The sequence below is a fragment of the Streptomyces tendae genome (assembly GCF_008632955.1).
In the GTDB taxonomy this organism is placed as follows: Bacteria; Actinomycetota; Actinomycetes; order Streptomycetales; family Streptomycetaceae; genus Streptomyces.
The window spans coordinates 2,607,051-2,628,932 of record NZ_CP043959.1; the positions used below are offsets into that span (position 1 = coordinate 2,607,051).

14 protein-coding genes are annotated in these 21,882 nt (G+C 69.4%); 12 read left to right on the forward strand and 2 right to left on the reverse strand.

All coding sequences use genetic code 11. The annotated features are described in order from the left end of the window. The first annotated feature begins 78 nt into the window (after positions 1 to 78). The 4 genes from acnA to F3L20_RS12205 all read left to right on the forward strand — a co-directional run bounded on the left by acnA (position 79) and on the right by F3L20_RS12205 (position 5,942). Positions 79 to 2,802: an aconitate hydratase AcnA gene (gene acnA / locus F3L20_RS12190; RefSeq protein ID WP_150154306.1), complete on the forward strand. Its 2,724-nt coding sequence runs from the start codon at positions 79 to 81 to the stop codon at positions 2,800 to 2,802. Positions 2,803 to 3,087: 285 nt separating this feature from the next. Continuing rightward, positions 3,088 to 3,480 (forward strand): hypothetical protein, encoded by a 393-nt coding sequence (locus F3L20_RS12195; RefSeq protein ID WP_150154308.1) that lies wholly within the window; start codon positions 3,088 to 3,090, stop codon positions 3,478 to 3,480. 696 nt (positions 3,481 to 4,176) lie between these two features. Continuing rightward, complete coding sequence (locus F3L20_RS12200; RefSeq protein ID WP_150154310.1) at positions 4,177 to 4,428, forward strand: hypothetical protein; 252 nt, start codon at positions 4,177 to 4,179, stop codon at positions 4,426 to 4,428. Beyond that, on the forward strand, positions 4,425 to 5,942 hold the full coding sequence (locus F3L20_RS12205) for a GH39 family glycosyl hydrolase (protein WP_150154312.1): 1,518 nt from the start codon (positions 4,425 to 4,427) through the stop codon (positions 5,940 to 5,942). Before F3L20_RS12200 ends, F3L20_RS12205 begins: the two co-directional genes overlap by 4 nt. A 263-nt stretch (positions 5,943 to 6,205) precedes the next feature. Here F3L20_RS12205 and F3L20_RS12210 read toward each other — a convergent pair whose 3' ends face one another. Next, positions 6,206 to 10,012, reverse strand: a complete 3,807-nt coding sequence (locus tag F3L20_RS12210) for a GH92 family glycosyl hydrolase (RefSeq protein WP_150154314.1) — start codon at positions 10,010 to 10,012, stop codon at positions 6,206 to 6,208. Positions 10,013 to 10,687: 675 nt separating this feature from the next. Between F3L20_RS12210 and ngcE the strand changes: the two genes are divergently transcribed. The 7 genes from ngcE (at position 10,688) to F3L20_RS12245 (ending at position 18,942) form a co-directional block, all read left to right on the forward strand. Continuing rightward, positions 10,688 to 12,031 carry an N-acetylglucosamine/diacetylchitobiose ABC transporter substrate-binding protein gene (gene ngcE, locus F3L20_RS12215; RefSeq protein ID WP_167534680.1) on the forward strand — a complete coding sequence of 448 codons (1,344 nt, stop codon included), beginning with the start codon at positions 10,688 to 10,690 and terminating at the stop codon, positions 12,029 to 12,031. Positions 12,032 to 12,038: 7 nt separating this feature from the next. Further along, a complete protein-coding gene (locus F3L20_RS12220; RefSeq protein ID WP_150154318.1) occupies positions 12,039 to 13,100 on the forward strand; it encodes a carbohydrate ABC transporter permease in 1,062 nt (353 codons plus the stop codon). Then, positions 13,097 to 14,005, forward strand: a complete 909-nt coding sequence (locus F3L20_RS12225; RefSeq protein WP_150154320.1) for a carbohydrate ABC transporter permease — start codon at positions 13,097 to 13,099, stop codon at positions 14,003 to 14,005. Before F3L20_RS12220 ends, F3L20_RS12225 begins: the two co-directional genes overlap by 4 nt. Before the next feature lie 229 nt (positions 14,006 to 14,234). Continuing rightward, positions 14,235 to 15,446, forward strand: coding sequence for an ROK family transcriptional regulator (locus tag F3L20_RS12230; protein WP_145828695.1), 1,212 nt, complete (start codon positions 14,235 to 14,237; stop codon positions 15,444 to 15,446). Between the two features lie 134 nt (positions 15,447 to 15,580). Beyond that, positions 15,581 to 16,681, forward strand: a complete 1,101-nt coding sequence (locus tag F3L20_RS12235; RefSeq protein WP_167534514.1) for an ABC transporter substrate-binding protein — start codon at positions 15,581 to 15,583, stop codon at positions 16,679 to 16,681. Between the two features lie 177 nt (positions 16,682 to 16,858). Then, the gene (locus F3L20_RS12240) at positions 16,859 to 17,650 is read left to right on the forward strand and encodes an ATP-binding cassette domain-containing protein (RefSeq protein ID WP_167534515.1); all 792 of its coding nucleotides are present in this window, start codon (positions 16,859 to 16,861) and stop codon (positions 17,648 to 17,650) included. After that, positions 17,647 to 18,942 carry a sugar ABC transporter permease gene (locus F3L20_RS12245; RefSeq protein WP_145828698.1) on the forward strand — a complete coding sequence of 432 codons (1,296 nt, stop codon included), beginning with the start codon at positions 17,647 to 17,649 and terminating at the stop codon, positions 18,940 to 18,942. Before F3L20_RS12240 ends, F3L20_RS12245 begins: the two co-directional genes overlap by 4 nt. A gap of 110 nt (positions 18,943 to 19,052) precedes the next feature. Here the strand turns inward: F3L20_RS12245 and F3L20_RS12250 are convergent, their stop codons facing one another. Continuing rightward, the gene (locus tag F3L20_RS12250; protein WP_150154324.1) at positions 19,053 to 19,685 is read right to left on the reverse strand and encodes a LysE family translocator; all 633 of its coding nucleotides are present in this window, start codon (positions 19,683 to 19,685) and stop codon (positions 19,053 to 19,055) included. Positions 19,686 to 19,913: 228 nt separating this feature from the next. Here F3L20_RS12250 and dxs point away from each other — a divergent pair, with 228 nt between their 5' ends. Beyond that, on the forward strand, positions 19,914 to 21,848 hold the full coding sequence (gene dxs / locus F3L20_RS12255; protein WP_150154326.1) for a 1-deoxy-D-xylulose-5-phosphate synthase: 1,935 nt from the start codon (positions 19,914 to 19,916) through the stop codon (positions 21,846 to 21,848). Positions 21,849 to 21,882: the final 34 nt, after the last annotated feature.

Below are 21,882 nucleotides of genomic sequence, written 5' to 3' on the forward strand. Positions count from 1 at the left end.
CTGACCTCACCGGAACGGCCAAGCCGGCGTGGCGGCACGATTGACGGTGGTACGCGCACATCAATGAAGGAGACTGTCGTGTCGGCGAACAGCTTCGACGCCCGCAGCACGCTGCAGGTGGGCGACGAGTCGTACGAGATCTTCCGGCTGGACAAGGTCGAGGGCTCCGCGCGCCTTCCCTACAGCCTGAAGGTGCTGCTGGAGAACCTGCTCCGCACGGAGGACGGCGCGAACATCACCGCCGACCACATCCGTGCCCTGGGAGGCTGGGACTCCCAGGCGCAGCCGTCGCAGGAGATCCAGTTCACGCCGGCCCGCGTGATCATGCAGGACTTCACCGGCGTGCCCTGCGTCGTCGACCTCGCCACGATGCGTGAGGCCGTGAAGGAGCTCGGCGGCGACGCGGCGAAGATCAACCCGCTGGCCCCGGCCGAGCTGGTCATCGACCACTCCGTCATCGCCGACAAGTTCGGCACCAACGACGCCTTCAAGCAGAACGTCGACCTGGAGTACGGCCGCAACAAGGAGCGCTACCAGTTCCTGCGCTGGGGCCAGACCGCGTTCGACGAGTTCAAGGTCGTCCCGCCCGGCACCGGCATCGTCCACCAGGTGAACATCGAGCACCTGGCCCGCGTCGTCATGATCCGCGACGGCAAGGCGTACCCCGACACGCTGGTCGGCACCGACTCGCACACCACCATGGTCAACGGCCTCGGCGTCCTCGGCTGGGGCGTCGGCGGCATCGAGGCCGAGGCCGCGATGCTCGGCCAGCCGGTCTCCATGCTGATCCCGCGCGTCGTCGGCTTCAAGCTCACCGGTGAGCTCAAGCCCGGCACCACCGCCACCGACCTGGTGCTCACCATCACCGAGATGCTGCGCAAGCACGGCGTCGTCGGCAAGTTCGTCGAGTTCTACGGCGAGGGTGTGGCCGCCACCTCCCTGGCCAACCGCGCCACCATCGGCAACATGTCGCCGGAGTTCGGCTCCACCGCCGCGATCTTCCCGATCGACGACGAGACGCTGAACTACCTGCGCCTGACCGGCCGCAGCGACCAGCAGGTCGCCCTGGTCGAGGCGTACGCCAAGGAGCAGGGCCTCTGGCTGGACCCGACGGCCGAGCCGGACTTCTCCGAGAAGCTCGAGCTGGACCTGTCCACGGTCGTCCCGTCCATCGCCGGCCCGAAGCGCCCGCAGGACCGCATCGTCCTCGCCGACGCCAAGACCCAGTTCGCCCAGGACGTGCGCAACTACGTCAAGGACGGCGGCGACGTCGACGAGGCCAGCAAGGAGTCCTTCCCGGCCTCCGACGCCCCGGCCATCTCCAACGGCGCGCCCTCCCACCCGGTCGAGGTGACCGCCCCCGACGGCACCACCTACACCCTGGACCACGGCGCGGTGACGGTCGCGGCCATCACCTCCTGCACCAACACCTCCAACCCGTACGTCATGGTCGCCGCCGCGCTGGTGGCCAAGAAGGCGGTGGAGAAGGGCCTGACCCGCAAGCCGTGGGTCAAGACCACCCTCGCCCCGGGCTCCAAGGTCGTCACCGACTACTTCGAGAAGGCGGGCCTGACCCCCTACCTCGACAAGGTCGGCTTCAACCTGGTCGGTTACGGCTGCACCACCTGCATCGGCAACTCCGGCCCGCTGCCGGACGAGGTCTCCCAGGCCGTCAACGAGCACGACCTGGCCGTCACCTCGGTGCTGTCCGGCAACCGTAACTTCGAGGGCCGGATCAACCCGGACGTCAAGATGAACTACCTGGCGTCCCCGCCGCTGGTCGTCGCCTACGCGATCGCCGGTTCCATGAAGGTGGACATCACCCGCGAGGCCCTCGGCTACGACCAGGACAACAACCCGGTCTTCCTGAAGGACATCTGGCCCTCCGAGGCCGAGGTCAACGACGTCGTGGCCAACGCCATCGGCGAGGACATGTTCTCCAAGTCCTACGCCGACGTCTTCGCCGGCGACGCCCAGTGGCAGGCGCTGCCCATCCCGACCGGCGACACCTTCGAGTGGGACAGCGAGTCCACCTACGTCCGCAAGCCTCCGTACTTCGAGGGCATGCAGATGGAGCCGGCCCCGGTCGAGGACATCGCCGGCGCCCGCGTGCTGGCCAAGCTGGGCGACTCGGTCACCACCGACCACATCTCCCCGGCCGGCGCGATCAAGGCCGACACCCCGGCCGGCAAGTACCTCACGGAGCACGGCATCGAGCGCCGCGACTTCAACAGCTACGGCTCGCGCCGCGGCAACCACGAGGTCATGATCCGCGGTACGTTCGCCAACATCCGCCTGCGCAACCAGATCGCGCCGGGCACCGAGGGCGGCTACACCCGCGACTTCACGCAGGACGGCGGCCCGGTCTCCTTCATCTACGACGCCTCGCAGAACTACCAGGCCGCCGGTATCCCGCTGGTCGTCCTGGCCGGCAAGGAGTACGGCTCAGGCTCGTCCCGTGACTGGGCGGCCAAGGGCACCGCGCTCCTCGGCGTCAAGGCCGTCATCGCCGAGTCGTACGAGCGCATCCACCGCTCGAACCTCATCGGCATGGGCGTCCTGCCGCTGCAGTTCCCCGAGGGCCACACCGCCGAGTCCCTCGGCCTGACCGGCGAGGAGACCTTTTCCGTCTCCGGCGTGACCGCGCTCAACGAGGGCACGACCCCGCGCACGGTGAAGGTCAGCACCGACACGGGCGTGGAGTTCGACGCGGTCGTCCGCATCGACACCCCCGGTGAGGCCGACTACTACCGCAACGGCGGCATCCTGCAGTACGTGCTGCGCAGCCTGATCCGCAAGTAGGCGGCAGGCAGGGCGGACCGAGGGCCGCACCCCCGCAAGGGGGTGCGGCCCTCGGCGTTCCCGGGTCCGGACCGCGGAGTGAACGGCGTCCGCGCGGCCGGATACGCGCGGTAACCGTTTACAACCCCGCGCCCCGGCGCTAGCGTCCCCCTCACGGGCGGGGTGGGAGCGCTCCCATGAGCGTGGCGGACCGGAACCCGTCGCCGGGGCGCCGCCACCTCGTCCGGCCCCGCGTCTCCGTCATCCGTCGACCCCCACAGCGCGGACGGAAGTGCTCACGTGCTCATGAACGCGCCAACGAACGACCGTGCCGGTGCCCGGCCGGTGCTGCGTACCGGCAGCAGGGTGCTGTTCCTCGTCCTGGTCTGCCTGCTGGCCGCCGTGCCCGCGGCCGGGCTGGCCCTGACGTCCGGCGCCGTCACCCAGACCCGCAACGGCGCGCTGCCGCGCCCGGACGTCCTGGGCCTGCTGTGCCGTCAGGGGGCGCCGGACGGCGCCGCCGCTGCCGGCCGTGATGCGAGCGCCGGCGCCGCTGAAGACCTCACGCCACCCGCGCGATCTCCGCGCTCCGCGCGACCACCGCGCCCCGTGCCAGGGGTCTGCGGCTTCCGGGTGGCCCTGCCCGCGGCCCAGCGGGCCACCCTTGCCGGAACGGCCCTGTCGTGCCGGGCCGGTTGACGCACGCCCAGGGCGGCGCGGCCGCATCCCCCGGCCGCCCCCGGCCTCGGCGGCCCGATCGCATCCCGTGCCGAAGTGCGCGCGCTTCCTGCCCAACGCCTCCCGCCTCCGCCCCGGTCGGCGTCTCGCGTGCCGCTGGCCGCGTCCCGGCCGTCGTGCCCGTCGTCCGTGCAGGCGTGCGGCAGTCACGTCCCGGGTGTCCGTCAGTCGCGGCCCGCTGTCCATCGGCCCGGCGGAGACCAGGACATGACCGCGTCCGACGCTTCGTCCTGCGCGCGCTCGCGGAACGCGTCGAAGGCGCCGGGCCCAGTGAGGTCCGGGCGGTGACGCTCCCGCTCCGTTGGGGGGGGGGGCACGGCAGGTCGCTCGCGGGCACGCGGCACCTCGCGGGCCGGACGGGGACGCGTCCGATCGTTGCGGGAGGACGGAAGCCAATTTCGAAGGCGGCGGCCCCAGATCGCTGACTCGCCCCCCACAACGCCTCGTTCCGGACCTCTCTGCGGCTCGACGTCGGAAGAGCCCTCAGCAGCACCGGTTGACACCGTTCGACCCGGCCCATAGGTTGCCGCGAGGTTGTCGACCCCTGCTCGAAAGTTTCGGTTCCGCGTCCGACACGGGAGGCCCGATCGATGAGCAGTCCCACCACGTCGGCACCGCCGCCGGAGGACCCGCCGTCGGCACTTCCCGTCCCGCGGCATGCGGTCGTCCGCGCGCACCGGTCGGCAGCGCCGCGCCGCACCAGGACCGGCGGCCGTACTCGCGGCCGTGCCGCCGCTGCTGTGCTTCCTGCTGTGCTGCCGCCTGCCGGTGATCAGTGACGTGATCGCGTTGTGCCGGTCCGAGCCGCGAGGACGCCTCCCGGCGCGTACTGCGTGGGGCCGGCATCCCGGGCGGCTCGTCGAGCCGGACAACCAGGCCCACCAGCGGTTCAAGAAGGAGAACGCGTGATCCACGTGCCCACCGAGCCGGCCGGCCCGCTGTCCGACGCCTGGCGCGCCTGCGTCGGCACCGGCCGTCTGGACCTCGCGCTGCGCCGCGACTACCAGGACTCCCTCTCGCTGCTCCAGCGCGAGATCGGCTTCCGGTATCTGCGCGGCCACGGCCTGCTCAGCGACGGCATGGGCGTCCACCGCCCCTACGAGTGGCAGGGCGCCCGCCGCACCCACCACTCGTTCACCTACCTCGACCAGGTGCTCGACGCCTGCCTCTCCACCGGCATCCGCCCCTTCCTCGAACTCGGCTTCATGCCGAAGGAGATGGCGTCCGGGAAGCAGACGGTGTTCTGGTGGGAGGGCAACGTCACCCCGCCGGCCGACGAGAAGGAGTGGACGTGCCTGGTCCGCGCGGTCCTCACCCACCTGATCGACCGCTACGGCCTCGACGAGGTGCGCACCTGGCCCGTCGAGGTGTGGAACGAGCCGGACCTGCCCCCCTTCTGGCAGGACGCCGACGAGGCTGCCTACCACCGGCTGTACGAGGCGACGGCGCGCACCGTCAAGGAGGTGGACGCGGAGCTGCGGGTCGGCGGCCCCGCGCTGTCGCCGGCCGCCGACGGCTGGCTGGAGCGGTTCGCGGAGTTCGCCGAACGCCGTGACGTACCGGTGGACTTCGTGTCCCGGCACGCCTACGCCTCGGGGCCCGCCCGGTCCGTCCCGTTCGGCACCCACCAGACCCTGGCCCCGGCGAGCACCCTGCTCGAGCAGTTCGCCCAGCCGCGCAGGGCTCTCGAAGGCACCCGTCTGGCCGGACTGCCCGTGCACATCACCGAGTTCAACTCCTCCTACCGCCCCGACAACCTCATCCACGACACCGCCTTCCACGCCGCCTACCTCGCGCCCGTGGTCGCGTCGGGCGGCGACCACGCCGACTCGTTCTCCTACTGGACGTTCAGCGACGTCTTCGAGGAGACCGGCATCCCCACCGCGCTGTTCCACGGCGGCTTCGGCCTGCTCACCCACCGCCAGGTCCGCAAGCCCACCTACCACTTGTACGCCTTCATGGCCCGGCTGGGGGAGCGGCAACTCGCCCGCGGAGACGACCACATGGTCACCCGGCACGCGGACGGCCGGGTCAGCCTCCTCGCCTGGGCCCCCGTCGACCCCACGGGACGCACCCCGGGCCCGGACCGCCACACCCTGCGCCTGTCCCTCCCGGTGGGCACCGAGGGGCGCGGCGAGGTGTTCGTCCGCCGGTCCTCCGTGGACGAGGAACGCGGCAACGCCTACACCGCCTGGCGGCACATGGGCTCCCCGCGCTCCCCGCGCCCCGGGCAGCTCGACATGCTGCACGAGGCCGCCGAGCCCGCCCGCACCCACGGCCGGCTGCCCGTCGAGGACGGCCGGGCGGACCTCACCGTCACGCTGGCCCGCCACGAGATCACCCTCGTCGAGCTGACCCCGGTGGACGACGAGACTCCGCCCTGGTGGGACGAGCGGCTGCTGCTCGGCGGGGAGGAGCCGTGAGCACCGTACCTGCGCCCGAGGCGCGCGACGCGTACGCGGACCGTGTCCGCCAGGGGGCCGAGGCGCCCCGTGGCGCCGAACGGCGGGTGCCGGCCCCGCGGAACCGCGGCGGCGGGCAGCCGGGCGGCGTCGAAGTCCCCCGAGTCCGTCGTGGCCCCGTTCCGGTGCACCGGAGGCCGCCGAGGTAGCCGTGGGCAGGGGGCGCCCCGGCCAACAAGGCGGGCCCGGACCAGGGGGTCCGGGCCCGCCAGGTGAGCGCGGGATCAGCTCAGCAGTTCCACCTCCGTCAGCGTCGCCTCACCGGTCAGCACCAGCCGGTAGTGCTCGTACGCCTTCGGCACGGCGATCGAGAAGGCGCGGGTCTGCCGGTCCCAGCGGAAGGACTCGTCCGTCCGCCGGTCCAGGTCCTGCCACGTCGTGCCGTCCGCCGAACCCTGGAGCACCCAGCCGGTGGGCGCCTTGGCGTGGTCGGAGGAGGTCAGCGTGTACTGCACGGCCTTCGCGGCCTTCTCCACCGGCAGTTCGACCTCGGTCACCGTCGCGCCGGTCGCCGAGGTGTTGTCGAACAGGGGGCCGTCACCCTGCAGCGCGTCCGTGCGGGGCGTGGGCACCTCGTCGTCCTGTGTGATCGACACCGGCGCCGCGTCCTTGCCGGTGCCCCACGACGACGGGCGCGGGCCCATGTCGAACTCGAGCACCCCGCCCTTGGCGATCAGCGAGTGCGGCAGCGCCGTGGAGTTCCACTGCTTGCCGTTGACCTTCAGCCTCTGCACGTACACGTTCTTCGTGCTGTTCTTCGGGGCCTTGACGACCAGCTCGCGGCCGTTCTCCAGGTGCACGGTGACCTTCGTGAACAGCGGGGAGCCGATGGCGTACTCGCCGCTGCCCATCACCAGGGGGTAGAAGCCGAGCGAGGAGAACAGGTACCAGGCCGACTGCTCGCCGTTGTCCTCGTCACCGTGGTAGCCCTGCCCGATCTCGCTGCCGGTGTACAGGCGGGACAGCACCTCGCGCACGTGTCCCTGCGTCTTCCACGGCTGCCCGGCCGCGTCGTACATGTACAGGGCGTGGTGGGCCACCTGGTTGGAGTGGCCGTACATGCCCATCCGGACGTCGCGCGCCTCGATCATCTCGTGGATGACGCCGCCGTAGGAGCCCTTGAGGTCCGGGGAGGCCGTCTCCGGTGTGGACAGGTACTCGTCGAGCTTGTCGGCGAGGCCCTTGCGCCCGCCGTACAGGTTGGCGAGGCCCCGGCTGTCCTGCGCGGCGGTGAACGCGTACCCGTACCCGTTGGTCTCGGTGTAGTCGTAGCCCCAGACCCGGGGGTCGTACTCGGAGGACTTCACCCGCCAGTCGCCCTTGAGGTCACGGCCCTGGAAGAAACCGGCCTCGGAGTCGAACAGGTTGACGTAGTCCTGGGCGCGGTTGAGGAAGTACGCGGACTCCTCCTTGTAGCGCTTGTCGCCTGTCTTCCGGTACAGCGCCTCGCCCATCTTGGCGATGCCGTAGTCGTTGAGGTAGCCCTCCAGGGCCCAGGACAGGCCCTCGTGGGTCTCGGTGCTGGTGTAGCCGAGGAAGGGCGAGGTCGCCATGCCCTTGCGGCCCACCCCGGACGACGGGGGCACCACGGTGGCGTTCTTCACCGCGGCGTCGTACGCGGCCTTCACGTCGAAGGTGTCGACGCCCTTGACGTAGGCGTCCGCGAACGCCACGTCCGAGGAGGTGCCGGTCATCAGGTCCGCGTAGCCGGGGGAGGACCAGCGGGAGGTCCAGCCGCCGTCCTTGTAGTGCTGCACGAAGCCGTCGACCAGCTCACCGGCCTTGGACGGGGTCAGGAAGGAGTACGCCGGCCAGGTCGTCCGGTAGGTGTCCCAGAAGCCGTTGTTGACGTACACCTTGCCGTCCACGATCTTCGCGCCCGTGTGGGTCGGCGTGTCCTGCTCCGGCATCCGCTGGAACGGCGAGGCGTACTTGTGCTTCCCGTCGACCTTCTCGAAGCCCGAGTTCGGGTACAGGTACAGGCGGTAGAGGCTGGAGTAGAGCGTGGTCAGCTGGTCCGGGGTGGCACCCTCGACCTCGACCTTGCCGAGGATGCGGTCCCACTGGCGCCGCGCGTCCCGCTTGACCTTGTCGAAGGAGGTCGTGCGGCCGATCTCCTGGCGCAGGTTGTCCTTCGCCTGGTCCACGCCGATCAGCGAGGTGGCCAGGCGCAGGGTGACCGTGCGGTCCTTGCCCGCGTCGAAGCGCAGGTGGCCCCGCTCGCCCTTGGAGTCGCCGCCGGTGACCTTCTTGTCGAACTCGCCGTAGACGAACAGCCGGGTCGCGCCGGTGGACAGGCCGGACTTCACGTCCGAGTAGCCGGTGAAGGAGGAGTCCTCCTTGTTCAGCGTCAGTCCCGCCTGGTCTGTGACGTTGTCGAAGATCACGCTCGCGTCGTCACCGGGGTAGGTGAACCGCATCATCGCCGCATGGTCCGTCGGCGCCATCTCAGCCTTCACGCCGTTCTCGAACCGCACCCCGTAGTAGTACGGCCGGGCGGTCTCGTTCTCGTGCCGGAAGGGCAGCGCGCGGGCCTCGCGGCCGGTCTCCGGGGTGCCCTCCGCGGCCGACGGCATCACCTGGAAGGTCTGCCGGTCGCCCATCCAGGGGCTCGGCTCGTGGCTCGCGCTGAACGCCTGGATCGTGGTCAGGTTGTCGTCGTTGTTGCCCGCCGCGTACTCGTACAGCCAGCTGTCGGAACCGGCGTTGGTCACCGGGGTCCAGAAGTTGAAGCCGTGCGGCACGGCCGTCGCGGGGAAGGTGTTGCCGCGCGAGAAGCTGCCGCTGGAGTTGGTGCCGCGGGTGGTCACCGCGTAGTCGGACAGATGGGCCTTCGGCGGCTCGGGCCGCACCTGCTTCAGCGCCACGTCGTCCAGCCAGCCGCGGAACTTCGCCGGGCCCTTGGGGGAGTCGTACGCCACCAGGATCCGGTCGACCGTCTTGCCCCTGGCCACCGAGCCGATCCGGGAGACCACGTTGTTCCACTGGTTGACGTACAGGACCTTGGCGTCGCCCTGCCCGCGCGGGGTGAGCGGGAAGCCGTGCTGGTCGGTGGCGCGCAGGTCGCTCAGATAGGTGCCGTCGGTGAAGGCGAGGTCGACGGCGACGTTCGTGGCGTCGTAGTCGAGGTCGCCGTCCGCCATCGACGGGAAGACCCGGTACGACAGTTGCGTGTCCCGTTCGACCTTCACGTCGACGTCGAACACCTTGTTGTACGAGTAGGCCCGCCCGTCGGCGAGGTGCCGGCCGGCGTAGCGCAGCGCGCGGGTACCGGTGAAGCCCGCCCGTGCCTTGGCGGTCGGGGAGCCCGTCGGGCCGCGGTCGACCAGCGACAGCATGTCCTCGGGCACCGGCTCGTCCTCGCCGCCGGCCGCGAACTGGACGTCGGCGAGCTGCACGAGATCGCCGCTGCCGTTCTTGGTGATCTCCAGCCGGAAGTGGCGGTACTCGCCGACGGCCGCCGCGTCCAGGGCGTACGTCCTGGTCTGGAAGCGCTCGGTGAACGTCTCGCCGGAGCGGGTGTCGAGGGTCTTCCAGTCCTCGCCGTCGGTGGAGCCCTTGAGGGTCCAGTCGCGCGGGTCGCGCTCGTCGTGGTCGTTGGCGGAGGTGAGCGCGTAGCGCTGCACCTCGACCGGGGCGTCGAAGTCGAACTCGACCCAGGCGGTGGGCTCGAAGGCAAGCCACTTGGTGCTCGACAGACTGTCGACGAGGTGCTCCTTCACCTCCCGGCCGGAGGTGTTCTCGGCGCTCGCCCGGACCTCGGTGACGTGGTCGGTGATGTTGCCCGGGATGCCGGAGCTGTACCCGCCGTTCACCCCCGAGGCGCGCTTGCCGCCGCCCCGCGTGGTCTCGACGGTGTTCAGCCAGTCCGGCGCGGGCTCACCCGACTCGAACGACGACACGAACTCCCGGTCGGCCTTCGGCGGTGCCGCGGGCAGCGCCACCGCGACGCCCTGCGAACCCGCGGCCAAGGCGAAGGCGGTCGTCGCGACGACCGCCGAACCCCATCTGTGCCGAACCCTCTGTTGCATGCGCTCGCACCCTCCCTGCCCTGGACAACGTTGTCAATTGCAGTGCGCAAGGACCAGTAGTGGGCCAAGTGGCCTTTGATGTCAAGGGGTTGATTGTGGCATTCGCAAGCGATGGTGCGGACATTTCCGTTGCGTAAGGTGCCCGAGGCTCTTATTTCCGCGAGGTCTCAACTCGGAAAAGACGTAAGGGGAACCTTGCATTCGATCTTGCTCCGTCGGCGTGAAGTGGACTATACCTGTCGGCACTCCGGGGCAATCTTCACCGCACCCGACCAGTACCAGCCGCACTTCCTGCACGACCCAGCGTGACCCGAACGCGGTGCCGGGAAGGATCCGGTTCACCGCCTGAGTCCTGGAGAAGGCGAGGACTTGAGCATGGGACCCACTTCCGGCGTAGGCCATTGCGATCTGATCAGGCGGAGTGCGACCGCCGCTCCGGCACCGGCGACTTCCGTGCCGGCATCGCTCAGCTGATCATCGGCGCCGCACCGCGGCTCCGAAACGACGGCGACAACGCCCCACGTTCGGCCGGTTCAGGACCGGTCCGGCCACGGCGGGCGCACACGCAGCACACCCGTACCGAGCCATTCGATCAGTGAGGATGCAGAGATGACCATTCGTGCCGGCTCTCTTGACAGGCGGACGCTCCTGCGCGGGGCCATCGCCACCGCGGCGATGGGCTCGTTCGCGGTAGCGTGCAGCTCTCCCTCCAGCAAGGACGGGGACGGCGACAGCGGCCCGAAGGGCGAGAAGAGCGCCACGAATCCGTTCGGTGTCGCCGCGAACTCCACGGTCGAGGCGGCCATCTTCGACGGCGGCTACGGCACCGACTACGTCGACTACACCAACCAGGTGCTCGGCAGCCAGGTCAAGGGCCTCAAGGTCCAGGTCAAGCCGGTCGTCGACATCGCCCCCCAGCTCCAGCCCCGCTTCGTCGGCGGCAATCCGCCGGACCTCATCGACAACTCCGGTGAGGACCAGATCGGCTTCCTGGGCATCCTCGACCAGCTGGAGGAACTCGACGACCTCTTCGAGGCCAACACCTACGAAGGCAAGAAGATCGCCGACATCGTCTACCCCGGCGTCAAGGCCCCCGGCACGTTCAGGGACAAGTTCGTCGCGCTCAACTACGTGATGACCGTGTACGGCGTCTGGTACTCCAAGACGCTCTTCGAGGAGAACGGCTGGACCCCGCCGAAGACCTGGGACGAGGCGCTCGACCTCGGCCAGAAGGCGAAGAAGAAGGGCAAGTACCTCTTCGTCCACGGCAAGGAGGCGGCGACCTACTACCGCACGCTCCTGATCGACTCGGCGATCAAGGAGGGCGGCGACGAGGTCCGGCTCGCCCTGGAGAACCTGGAGAAGGGCTGCTGGTCGCACCCGGCCGTCCAGGGCGTCATCAAGGTCATGGAGACCATGGTCAGGCAGAAGATGTTCGTCCCCGGTGGCTCCGGCACCCAGTTCCAGAAGGCGCAGGCGATCTGGAGCAACGACCAGAAGGCGCTGCTCTACCCGTCCGGTGGCTGGATCGAGAACGAGATGAAGAAGGCCACGAAGGCGGACTTCCAGATGACCGGATTCCCGTCGATGACGCTCACCGACAAGCCGGCGCTGCCCTACGAGTCGCTCCGCGCGGCCGCCGGCGAGCCGTTCATCGTGCCCAGGCAGGGCAAGAATCCGGCCGGCGCCAAGGAGGTGCTGCGGGCGATGCTGTCGGAGAAGGCGGCCGCCAACTTCTCCAGGACGAAGCTGGCCCCGACGATCGTCAAGGGCACCGTGCCCGCCGACGGTTACGGATCGACGGCCCTCGTCTCGCAGACGACGATGCTGGAGGCCGCGGGCACCAACATCTTCAACTACATGTTCGTCGAGACCTACGGGATGAACACCGACCAGTTGGTGCCGTGGAACTCGTTCCTCGCCGGTGACCTCGACGGCAAGGGGCTGACCTCGGCCCTGCAGAAGATCTCCGACAAGGTCCGGGAGGACGACTCCGTCGACAAGGTCAAGGTCAGCTAGCACGGCGATGAAGGACACGATCCCCACTGCCGAAACCGCGAGCCGTCGGCCCGAGCCGGCCGCTCGCGGTGGGCGGCCACGGCGCCGCAAGCTCACGTTCGACCGGGTGACGTTCTTCCTCGCGTTCCTCGGTGTCCCGCTGGCCATCTTCGTGATCTTCGTGCTGATCCCGTTCGGCCAGGCGATCTTCTGGGCGATGACCGACTGGCGCGGCTTCAGCCCGGACTACAACTTCGTCGGCTTCGACAACTTCACGAAGATGTTCCAGGACGACATCTTCCTGAAGGCGTTGCGCAACGTCGCACTCCTCGCGGTCTTCGTGCCGCTGGTGACGCTGACGCTCGCCCTCGGGGTCGCCGTGGCCATCACCCTGGGAGGACCCGGCAAGGGCCCCGTCCGAGGGATCCGGGGAGCGTCGTTCTACCGGATCGTCTCGTTCTTCCCCTACGTCGTGCCGGCGATCATCGTCGGTCTGATCTGGGCGCAGATGTACGACCCGAACGCCGGCCTGCTCAACGGCGTCCTCACGGGCGTCGGCCTCGACCAGTTCGACACGTTCGCGTGGCTGGGCGAGAAGGCGACGGCGATGCCGGCCGTGATGTTCGTCATCATCTGGGGGCTCGTCGGGTTCTACGCGGTGCTCTTCATCGCCGCGATCAAGGGCGTTCCCGCCGAGCTGTACGAGGCGGCGAGGATCGACGGGGCCGGCCGGTTCCGCACCACGATCTCGATCACCCTGCCGGCGATCCGGGACAGCGTGCAGACGGCATACATCTACCTGGGCATCGCCGCCCTCGACGCGTTCGTCTACGTCCAGGCGATGGTGCCGAACGGCGGCCCGGACAACTCGACCCTGACGATCAGCCAGCGTCTGTTCAACGTCGCTTTCGCCAAGCAGCAGTTCGGCTACGCCACCGCGATGGGCGTCGTCCTCGCCGTCGTCACCCTGGTGTTCGCGGCGCTGGTGTTTCTCGTCAACCGCCTCACGGGCGGCGGCGAGCGCGAGACCAAGAGGAAAGCACCTGGGTCCAGAGCTCGGCGTGCCGCAGCCAAGGGAGGTGCCGGGTGAGCGTCGTTGCCGCCGACCGGAAGCCGGCCAGTGACCGTGAACCGGCGAGAGACCGGAGGCTGACGCGCGTCGCCGCGAGCAGCGACCGCAGATTCGCGGCGGTCTCGCACGCCCTGCTGATCCTGTGGTCCGTGATCGTTATCGTGCCCATGCTGTGGGTGCTGATGTCGTCGTTCAAATCGACCGGCGAGATCCTTTCGTCGCCGTTCTCGCTGCCGGATCACTGGCGGATCGAGAACTACGCGAACGCGTGGACCGACGCGAGCATCGGAAGGTATTTCCTGAATTCCGTGATCGTCGTGGTCTCGGCACTGATCCTGGTGATGCTGCTCGGCGCGATGTGTGCCTACATTCTCGCCCGGTTCGAGTTCCCCGGCCGCCGGCTGATCTACTACGTCATGCTCGCCGGTCTGACGTTCCCGGTCTTTCTGGCGATCGTTCCGCTTTTCTTCCAGTTGCAGAACTTCGGGCTGCTGAACACGCGTCCTGGACTGATCCTCACCTATGTCGCGTTCGCGCTGCCGTTCACGATGTTCTTCCTCTATGCGTTCTTCCGGTCGCTTCCGCACGACGTGTACGAGGCCGCGCTGATCGACGGTGCCGGGGACTGGCGGGCGTTCTTCCAGGTGATGCTGCCGATGGCCCGTCCGGGCATGGCGGCAGTGGCGATCTTCAACTTCCTGGGGCTGTGGAACCAGTTCCTGCTGCCGGTGGCGCTCAACACCGACCAGGACATGTGGGTCCTCACCCAGGGCATGGCCGCCTACGCCTCCTCGCAGGTCTACGACATCGACTACGGCGCGCTGTTCGCGGCGATCGTGATCACGGTGGTGCCCGTACTGATCGTCTACTGCGTCTTCCAGCGGCGGATCGCCGGTTCGGTGTCGCAGGGAACCTTCCGCTGACGCCCACCGCCGCTCCACCCGTCGTACGCAGGGGTCCGGCCCCGGAGAGACAGCTCTCCGGGGCCGGACCCCTGTGGCGCACCGCGGGTAGTCGGCCGGACACGGCCTGGAACCGATTTCTGTCAAGGTCTTGACGCCACTGGGCGATTCAGCGGAGCTTGGACTTCATAACTTGTACAAGGCCTCGTCGCCCCATGGTGACGCGGGCCAGGGATGAGGGTGAGAGTCAATGGAGACTCCGGGGTCGCAGTCGTCGCTGCACCGAGCCAACCTGGAGCGGGTCGTCCGAGCAGTACGTCTGGCGGGTTCCCTGACCCAGGCGGAGATCGCGAGGACGACCGGCCTGTCCGCGGCCACGGTCTCCAACATCGTCCGGGAACTGAAGGAGGGTGGAACGGTCGAGGTCACCCCCACCTCGTCGGGGGGACGCCGGGCCCGCAGCGTGTCGCTGAGCGGGGACGCCGGCATCGTGATCGGAGTCGACTTCGGCCACACCCACCTGCGGGTCGCGGTCGGGAACCTCGCCCACCAGGTGCTGGCGGAGGAGTCCGAGCCGCTGGACGTGGACGCCTCCTCGGCGCAGGGCTTCGACCGGGCGGAACAGCTGGTCAGCAGGCTGATCGAGGCGACCGGGGTGGACCGTTCCAAGGTCGCCGGGGTGGGTCTCGGCGTGCCCGGCCCGATCGACGTGGAGTCCGGCACCCTGGGGTCCACCGCGATCCTGCCCGGCTGGTCCGGCACCCGGCCCGCCGAGGAGCTGCGGGGGCGGCTCGGCGTGCCGGTGCACGTGGACAACGACGCCAACCTCGGCGCCCTCGGCGAGATGGTCTGGGGCAGCGGCCGGGGCGTGCGCGACCTGGCGTACATCAAGGTCGCCAGCGGCGTCGGGGCGGGGCTGGTGATCAGCGGCAAGATCTACCGCGGGCCGGGCGGAACAGCGGGCGAGATAGGGCATATCACCCTGGATGAGTCGGGTCCGGTCTGCCGCTGCGGCAACCGCGGCTGCCTGGAGACCTTCACGGCCGCGCGCTATGTGCTGCCGCTCCTCCAGCCCAGCCACGGGACGGACTTGACCATGGAGGGCGTCGTGCGGCTGGCGCGGGACGGCGACCCGGGCTGCCGTCGCGTGATCGCCGACGTGGGGCGCCATATCGGGTCGGGTGTGGCCAATCTTTGCAACCTGTTGAATCCGAGCCGGGTGGTGCTCGGCGGTGATCTCGCGGAGGCGGGTGAGCTGGTCCTCGGGCCCATAAGGGAGTCTGTGGGACGCTATGCCATCCCTAGTGCCGCGCGTCAACTGTCCGTGCTTCCCGGGGCACTTGGCGGCCGTGCGGAGGTGCTCGGCGCCCTCGCCCTGGCGCTGAGCGAAATGGGCGATTCGACCCTTTTGGATGGAACGGCGACGGGGTCCCTCGCCGTGTCCACCCCTGCCTTCACTTAGAGAACGGATGGCACCGTTGCCATCTCGTTAAGGATTTACTTCTTGACGTCGCACGCGTGGCCGAGTTGACTTCCAGCCACCTCGGCCGCAACGACGCGGCCTCGTCAGGGAGGTTTGTAGAAGTGAACACGCGTATGCGTCGTGCAGCCTTTGCCATTGCCGCGGGTGCGATGGCCGTCTCGCTCGCCGCCTGTGGCAGCGCCGCCGAGTCCGGCGACAAGAGTGACTCGGGCGACTCCGCCGCCAAGGGCGACAACATCAAGGTCGGGCTGCTCCTGCCGGAGAACCAGACCGCGCGGTACGAGAAGCTCGACAAGCCCTTGATCGAGAAGAAGGTCAAGGAGCTCACGAACAACAAGGGCGAGGTCGTCTACGCCAACGCCAAGCAGGACGCCAGCCTGCAGAACCAGCAGGTCGACACGATGGTGACCAACAAGGTCGACGTGCTCATCGTGGACGCGGTGGACGCCAAGGCCATCGCCGGCTCCGTGAAGAAGGCCAAGGACGCGGGCATCCCGGTCGTGGCCTACGACCGCCTCGCCGAGGGTCCGATCGACGCCTACACGTCGTTCGACAACGTGACCGTCGGCAAGACGCAGGGCGAGGCCCTCCTGCAGGCGCTGGGCGCCAAGGCCAAGAGCGGCCAGATCGTCATGATGAACGGCTCCTCCACCGACCCGAACGCCGCCATGTTCAAGCAGGGCGCGCACTCCGTCCTCGACGGCAAGGTGAAGGTCGGGCGCGAGTACGACACCAAGGAGTGGAAGCCCGAGAACGCCAACGCCAACATGCAGGGCGCCATCTCCGCGCTCGGCAAGGACAAGATCGTCGGCGTCTACTCCGCCAACGACGGCATGGCGGGCGGCATCATCACCGCCCTCAAGGCCGCGGGCCTGAAGAACATCCCGGTCACCGGTCAGGACGCCGAACTCGCCGGTGTGCAGCGCATCGTGACCGGTGAGCAGTACATGAGCGTCTACAAGCCGTACCCGCAGGAGGCGAACGTCGCCGCGGAGATGGCCGTCGCGCTGGCCCAGGGCAAGTCGCTGGACTCCATCGCCAAGGACAAGGTCGACAGCCCCACCGACAAGGGCATCCCGTCGGTGATCGTCCCCGTCGTGTCGCTGACCAAGGCGAACATCAACGACACCGTGATCAAGGACGGCATCTACACCGTCCAGGAGATCTGCACGGACAAGTACAAGGCCGCCTGCGACGCGATCGGCCTGAAGTAAGCAGCCCTCGCGTCCCGTGAGCCGGGGAGTCCGTGACCCGGACTCCCTTACGGGACCGACTGCCCCACGCTTCCTCCGGCGCCCCGCACACCACAGCCCCGCAAGCTACGCGGGGCGCCGGACGGAACACCCCCCAATCCTCTGCACAACCTCCCGCCGGGTCAGGCGGCGAAGGAGATGGTTCACGTGTCCGCTACGCCCGTGCTGGCGTTGCGCGGGGTCTCCAAGCGGTTCGGTGCCGTCCAGGCGCTCACCGACGTCGAGCTTGAGGTCCACGCCGGTGAAGTGGTCGCCCTGGTGGGCGACAACGGAGCCGGAAAGTCCACGCTGGTCAAGACGATCGCCGGCGTGCATCCCATCGATGAGGGCGTCATCGAGTGGGACGGCAAGCCGGTGCAGATCAGCAGGCCGCACGACGCCCAGAGCCTGGGCATCGCGACGGTCTACCAGGACCTCGCGCTGTGCGACAACATCGATGTCGTCGGCAACCTCTACCTGGGCCGGGAGATCCGCAGGCGCGGTGTCCTGGACGAGGTGGAGATGGAGCGCCGCTCCCGCGAGCTCCTCGACACCCTGTCGATCCGCATCCCCAGCGTCCGTATCCCGATCGCCTCGCTCTCCGGCGGTCAGCGCCAGGTCGTGGCCATCGCCCGCTCCATGCTCGGCGCGCCCAAGCTGGTGATCCTCGACGAGCCCACCGCGGCCCTCGGCGTCGAGCAGACCGCGCAGGTCCTCGACCTGGTCGAGCGGCTCCGCGAGCGCGGCCACGCGGTCATCCTCATCAGCCACAACATGGCCGATGTGAAGGCCGTGGCGGACAAGGTCGCCGTCCTGCGCCTCGGGCGCAACAACGGCGTCTTCGAGGTCAAGTCGACCTCGCAGGAAGAAATCATCTCCGCCATCACGGGCGCCACGGACAACGCCGTGACCCGTCGTGCGGCGCGCACCAATGGGGAGATCGCGAAGTGAGCACCGAGAAGACCTCCACCCCCACCGCCGAAGACAAGTCCGTGGCCAACCCCGAAGCGGCCGCCAAGGCGGTCACCGTGGTCGACCCGCGCCTGCTGGTGCGCGAGCAGGGCCTCGCGGGCTACTGGAACGAGTTCAAGCGGAAGATGAAGGCCGGTGACCTCGGCTCCATCCCCGTCGTGGTCGGCCTGCTGATCATCTGGGCCATCTTCACCAGCCTGAACGGCAACTTCCTCACCGCCGGCAACTTCTCCGACATGTCCGTCGCCATGGTCGGCACCGGCATGATCGCCGTCGGCATCGTCTTCGTCCTGCTGCTCGGCGAGATCGACCTGTCGGTCGGTTCCGTCAGCGGTGTCGCGGGCGCCACGTTCGCCGTGCTGAACATCACGCACGGCATGAACGAGATCCTGGCCCTGGTGCTGGCGATCCTCACCGGCACGGTCGCCGGTGCGATCCACGGCTTCATCTTCGCCCGGATCGGCGTCCCGGCCTTCGCCGTCACCCTCGCCGGCCTGCTGTTCTGGCAGGGCTTCATGCTCCAGATCCTGGGCGACAACGGCACCATCAACCTGGACAGCGACGGTCTGGTCGTCAAGCTGACGAGCTACTACTTCAGCGACGTGGCCGCCGCGTACGGTCTGGCGCTGCTCGCGACCGTGGCGTACTTCCTCGCCGCGTTCTTCGACAACCGCCGCCGTGAGGCCGCCGGTGTGCCCTCCCGCCCGCTGAACGAGATCATCGTGCGGACGGTGCTGCTCGCGATCCTGGCGTTCGCCGTCGCGATCGTGTTCAACCAGTACAAGGGCCTGCCGCTGGCCGTGGTGATCTTCCTGGCCTTCCTGGTCCTCACGGACTTCGTGCTGCGCCGTACCGCCTACGGCCGCAAGGTGTTCGCGCTCGGCGGCAGCGTCGAGGCGTCCCGCCGCGCGGGCATCAACGTGGAGCTGATCCGGATATCGGTCTTCGCGATCGCCGGCACCTTCGCCGCGATGGGCGGCCTGTTCGTCGCGTCGAAGATCGCCTCCGCCAACCAGGGCGCCGGTACCGGTGAGTTCCTGATGAACGTCATCGCCGCCGCCGTCATCGGCGGTACGTCCCTCTTCGGTGGGCGTGGCCGCACGTGGGACGCGCTGCTCGGTGTGATGGTCATCGTCTCCATCCAGTACGGGCTCGCGCTGGAAGGTATCGCTTCGCCGGTGCAGTACATGATCACCGGTGGTGTGCTGCTGGCGACGGTCGTCATCGACGCCGTCACCAGGAAGACGCAGAAGACCGCGGGGCGGGCCTAGTTGGTCCGCTGACGGTGGACTGTGGCTGATCGCGCAGTTCCCCGCGCCCCCTCTCAAAAGCGTTACCGCTGCCCGGCGCCTTTCAGGCGCCGGGCAGCGGTGTTTCCGGGTCAGGGGGTTGCGGTGGCCAGGGTGAGGCCCATGGCTATGAAGAGCCACCCCGTCGTCAGGTCCCAGCGCCGGCGGACGCGTGGGCGGGCGAGGAGGGCCCGTAACCGGCCGGCCACGGTGACCAGGGCGAACCAGAAGACGACGCCGATCAGGACGTCCAGGACGCCGAGGAGGAGGATCGGCCGTGCGGGTGAGTCCGTGCCGTGCACGAACTGCGGCAGGACGCTGAGGAAGAACAGGGCCGCCTTCGGGTTGAGCACGTTGGTGAGAAATCCCTCGGTGAAGCCCGACCGGCCGCGCGCCGGTTCGTCCGGGGGCGCCGCCGTCCCGGTGCCGTGTGCGCGGGCCGTACGCCGGGCCGCCAGAACGGCCCGGACCCCGAGGTGGACCAGGTACGCCGCGCCGAGCAGCTTGACGGCGCCGTAGACCACGGGGGAGCGGTCCGCGATCAGCGAGAGGCCCGCCGCGGCGGCCAGCATGTGCACGCACAGCCCCGTCTGGGCGCCCAGCGCCGCGGCCCGTCCCCGGGCGGGACTGTCGGCGGCCGAGCGCACCACCACCAGGAAGTCCGGTCCCGGGACCAGATAGGCCACCACGACGACACCGAGGAAACCCGTCAGGTCCACCGACATCCGCACTCCTCGGCCCGCCCGGCGGCCGGTCCGCCGCCCGATGGACTCTCCGGTACCCGTACGGGACGCGGACAGGCGGGCGGGGCCGGGAGGGCTCGGCGCCTCGTTCGTGGGTACTGCTGATCGGGTGACGTACGACGCACCGCCCGGGAAACGGCCGCCCGGGCGGAAGATTAGACTCGACCCGCCCGGCAACAGCTCGATCAGCTCTACTGCAAGGAGGCACGGGTGCCGCTGCTGACCCGCATCACGGGACCGCGCGATCTGGACCGGCTCACCCTGGAGGAGCTCGACCAGCTGGCCGGGGAGATCCGGACCTTCCTCGTCGACGCGGTCTCCAAGACCGGCGGCCACCTCGGCCCCAACCTCGGTGTGGTGGAGCTCACCATCGCCCTGCACCGGGTCTTCGAGTCCCCCAAGGACAAGGTCCTGTGGGACACCGGTCACCAGTCCTACGTGCACAAGCTGCTGACCGGCCGGCAGGACTTCTCCCGGCTGAAGATGAAGGGCGGCCTGTCCGGCTACCCCTCGCAGGCCGAGTCCGAGCACGACGTCATCGAGAACAGCCACGCCTCCACCGTCCTCGGCTGGGCCGACGGCATCGCCAAGGCCAACCAGATCATGAAGCGGGACGACAGCCACGTCGTCGCCGTCATCGGCGACGGCGCCCTGACCGGCGGCATGGCCTGGGAGGCGCTCAACAACATCGCCGACGCCAAGGACCGCCCGCTGGTCATCGTCGTCAACGACAACGAGCGCTCCTACTCGCCCACCATCGGCGGCCTCGCCAACCACCTGGCGACCCTGCGCACCACCGACGGCTACGAGCGCTTCCTGACCCGCACCAAGGACCTCCTGGAGCGCACCCCGGTCGTCGGCCAGGCCCTCTACGACACCCTGCACGGCGCGAAGAAGGGCCTCAAGGACTTCATCGCCCCGCAGGGCATGTTCGAGGACCTGGGCCTGAAGTACGTCGGCCCCATCGACGGCCACGACATCGAGGCCCTGGAGTCCGCGCTGGCCCGCGCCAAGCGGTTCAACGGCCCGGTCATCGTGCACTGCCTCACCGAGAAGGGCCGCGGCTACCAGCCCGCCCTCCAGGACGAGGCGGACCGCTTCCACGCCGTCGGCAAGATCCACCCCGACACGGGCCTGCCGATCGCCACCTCGGGCGCCGACTGGACGTCCGTCTTCGGCGAGGAGATGGTCAAGCTCGGCGAGGAGCGCGAGGACGTCGTCGCCATCACCGCCGCCATGCTCCAGCCGGTCGGCCTCGACAAGTTCGCCAAGCGCTTCCCCGACCGCGTCTACGACGTCGGCATCGCCGAGCAGCACGGCGCCGTCTCCGCGGCTGGCCTCGCCCACGCGGGCGTCCACCCCGTGTTCGCCGTCTACGCCACCTTCCTCAACCGCGCCTTCGACCAGGTGCTCATGGACGTGGCCCTGCACAGGTGCGGCGTGACCTTCGTGCTCGACCGGGCCGGCGTCACCGGCACCGACGGCGCCTCCCACAACGGCATGTGGGACATGTCGATCCTTCAGGTGGTGCCCGGACTGCGGCTCGCCGCGCCGCGCGACGCCGACCAGGTCCGCGCCCAGCTCCGCGAGGCCGTCGCCGTCGAGGACGCCCCCACCGTGGTGCGCTTCTCCAAGGGCGCCGTCGGCCCCGCCGTGCCCGCCGTGGGCCGCGTCGGCGGCATGGACGTCCTGCGCGAGCCCGGCACCGACACGCCCGACGTGCTGCTCGTCTCCGTGGGAGCGCTTGCGCCGATGTGCCTGGAGATCGCCTCCCTGCTGGACCGGCAGGGCATCTCCACCACCGTCGTCGACCCGCGCTGGGTCAAGCCCGTCGACGAGGCCATGGCCCCGCTCGCCGAGAAGCACCGCGTCGTCGTCACCGTCGAGGACAACTCGCGCGTCGGCGGTGTCGGCTCCGCGGTCGCCCAGGCCCTGCGCGACGCCGGGGTGGACATGCCGCTGCGTGACTTCGGTATTCCGCCGCGCTTCCTCGACCACGCCTCGCGCGCCGAGGTCATGACCGAGATCGGCCTGACCGCCCCGGACATCGCCCGTCAGGTCACCGGCCTGGTGGCGAAGCTGGACGGCCGGTACGAGCGGTCCTCCGCCGACGCCGTCGACGCGGTGGAGCCCGCCCGGGACTGACCCGCCGTCCGCGCGCGGCCCGCCGTCACCGGTC

What these genes read in the sequence shown, in the direction of transcription:
- F3L20_RS12195 (WP_150154308.1), top strand. Translation starts at nt 3,088, where the DNA reads ATGAACGCGCCAACGAACGACCGTGCCGGTGCCCGGCCGGTGCTGCGT.
- F3L20_RS12200 (WP_150154310.1), top strand. Translation starts at nt 4,177, where the DNA reads ATGCGGTCGTCCGCGCGCACCGGTCGGCAGCGCCGCGCCGCACCAGGA.
- F3L20_RS12210 (WP_150154314.1), bottom strand. Translation starts at nt 10,012, where the DNA reads ATGCAACAGAGGGTTCGGCACAGATGGGGTTCGGCGGTCGTCGCGACG.
- ngcE (WP_167534680.1), top strand. Translation starts at nt 10,688, where the DNA reads ATGGGCTCGTTCGCGGTAGCGTGCAGCTCTCCCTCCAGCAAGGACGGG.
- F3L20_RS12220 (WP_150154318.1), top strand. Translation starts at nt 12,039, where the DNA reads ATGAAGGACACGATCCCCACTGCCGAAACCGCGAGCCGTCGGCCCGAG.
- F3L20_RS12230 (WP_145828695.1), top strand. Translation starts at nt 14,235, where the DNA reads ATGGAGACTCCGGGGTCGCAGTCGTCGCTGCACCGAGCCAACCTGGAG.
- F3L20_RS12235 (WP_167534514.1), top strand. Translation starts at nt 15,581, where the DNA reads ATGCGTCGTGCAGCCTTTGCCATTGCCGCGGGTGCGATGGCCGTCTCG.
- F3L20_RS12240 (WP_167534515.1), top strand. Translation starts at nt 16,859, where the DNA reads ATGGTTCACGTGTCCGCTACGCCCGTGCTGGCGTTGCGCGGGGTCTCC.
- F3L20_RS12250 (WP_150154324.1), bottom strand. Translation starts at nt 19,685, where the DNA reads ATGTCGGTGGACCTGACGGGTTTCCTCGGTGTCGTCGTGGTGGCCTAT.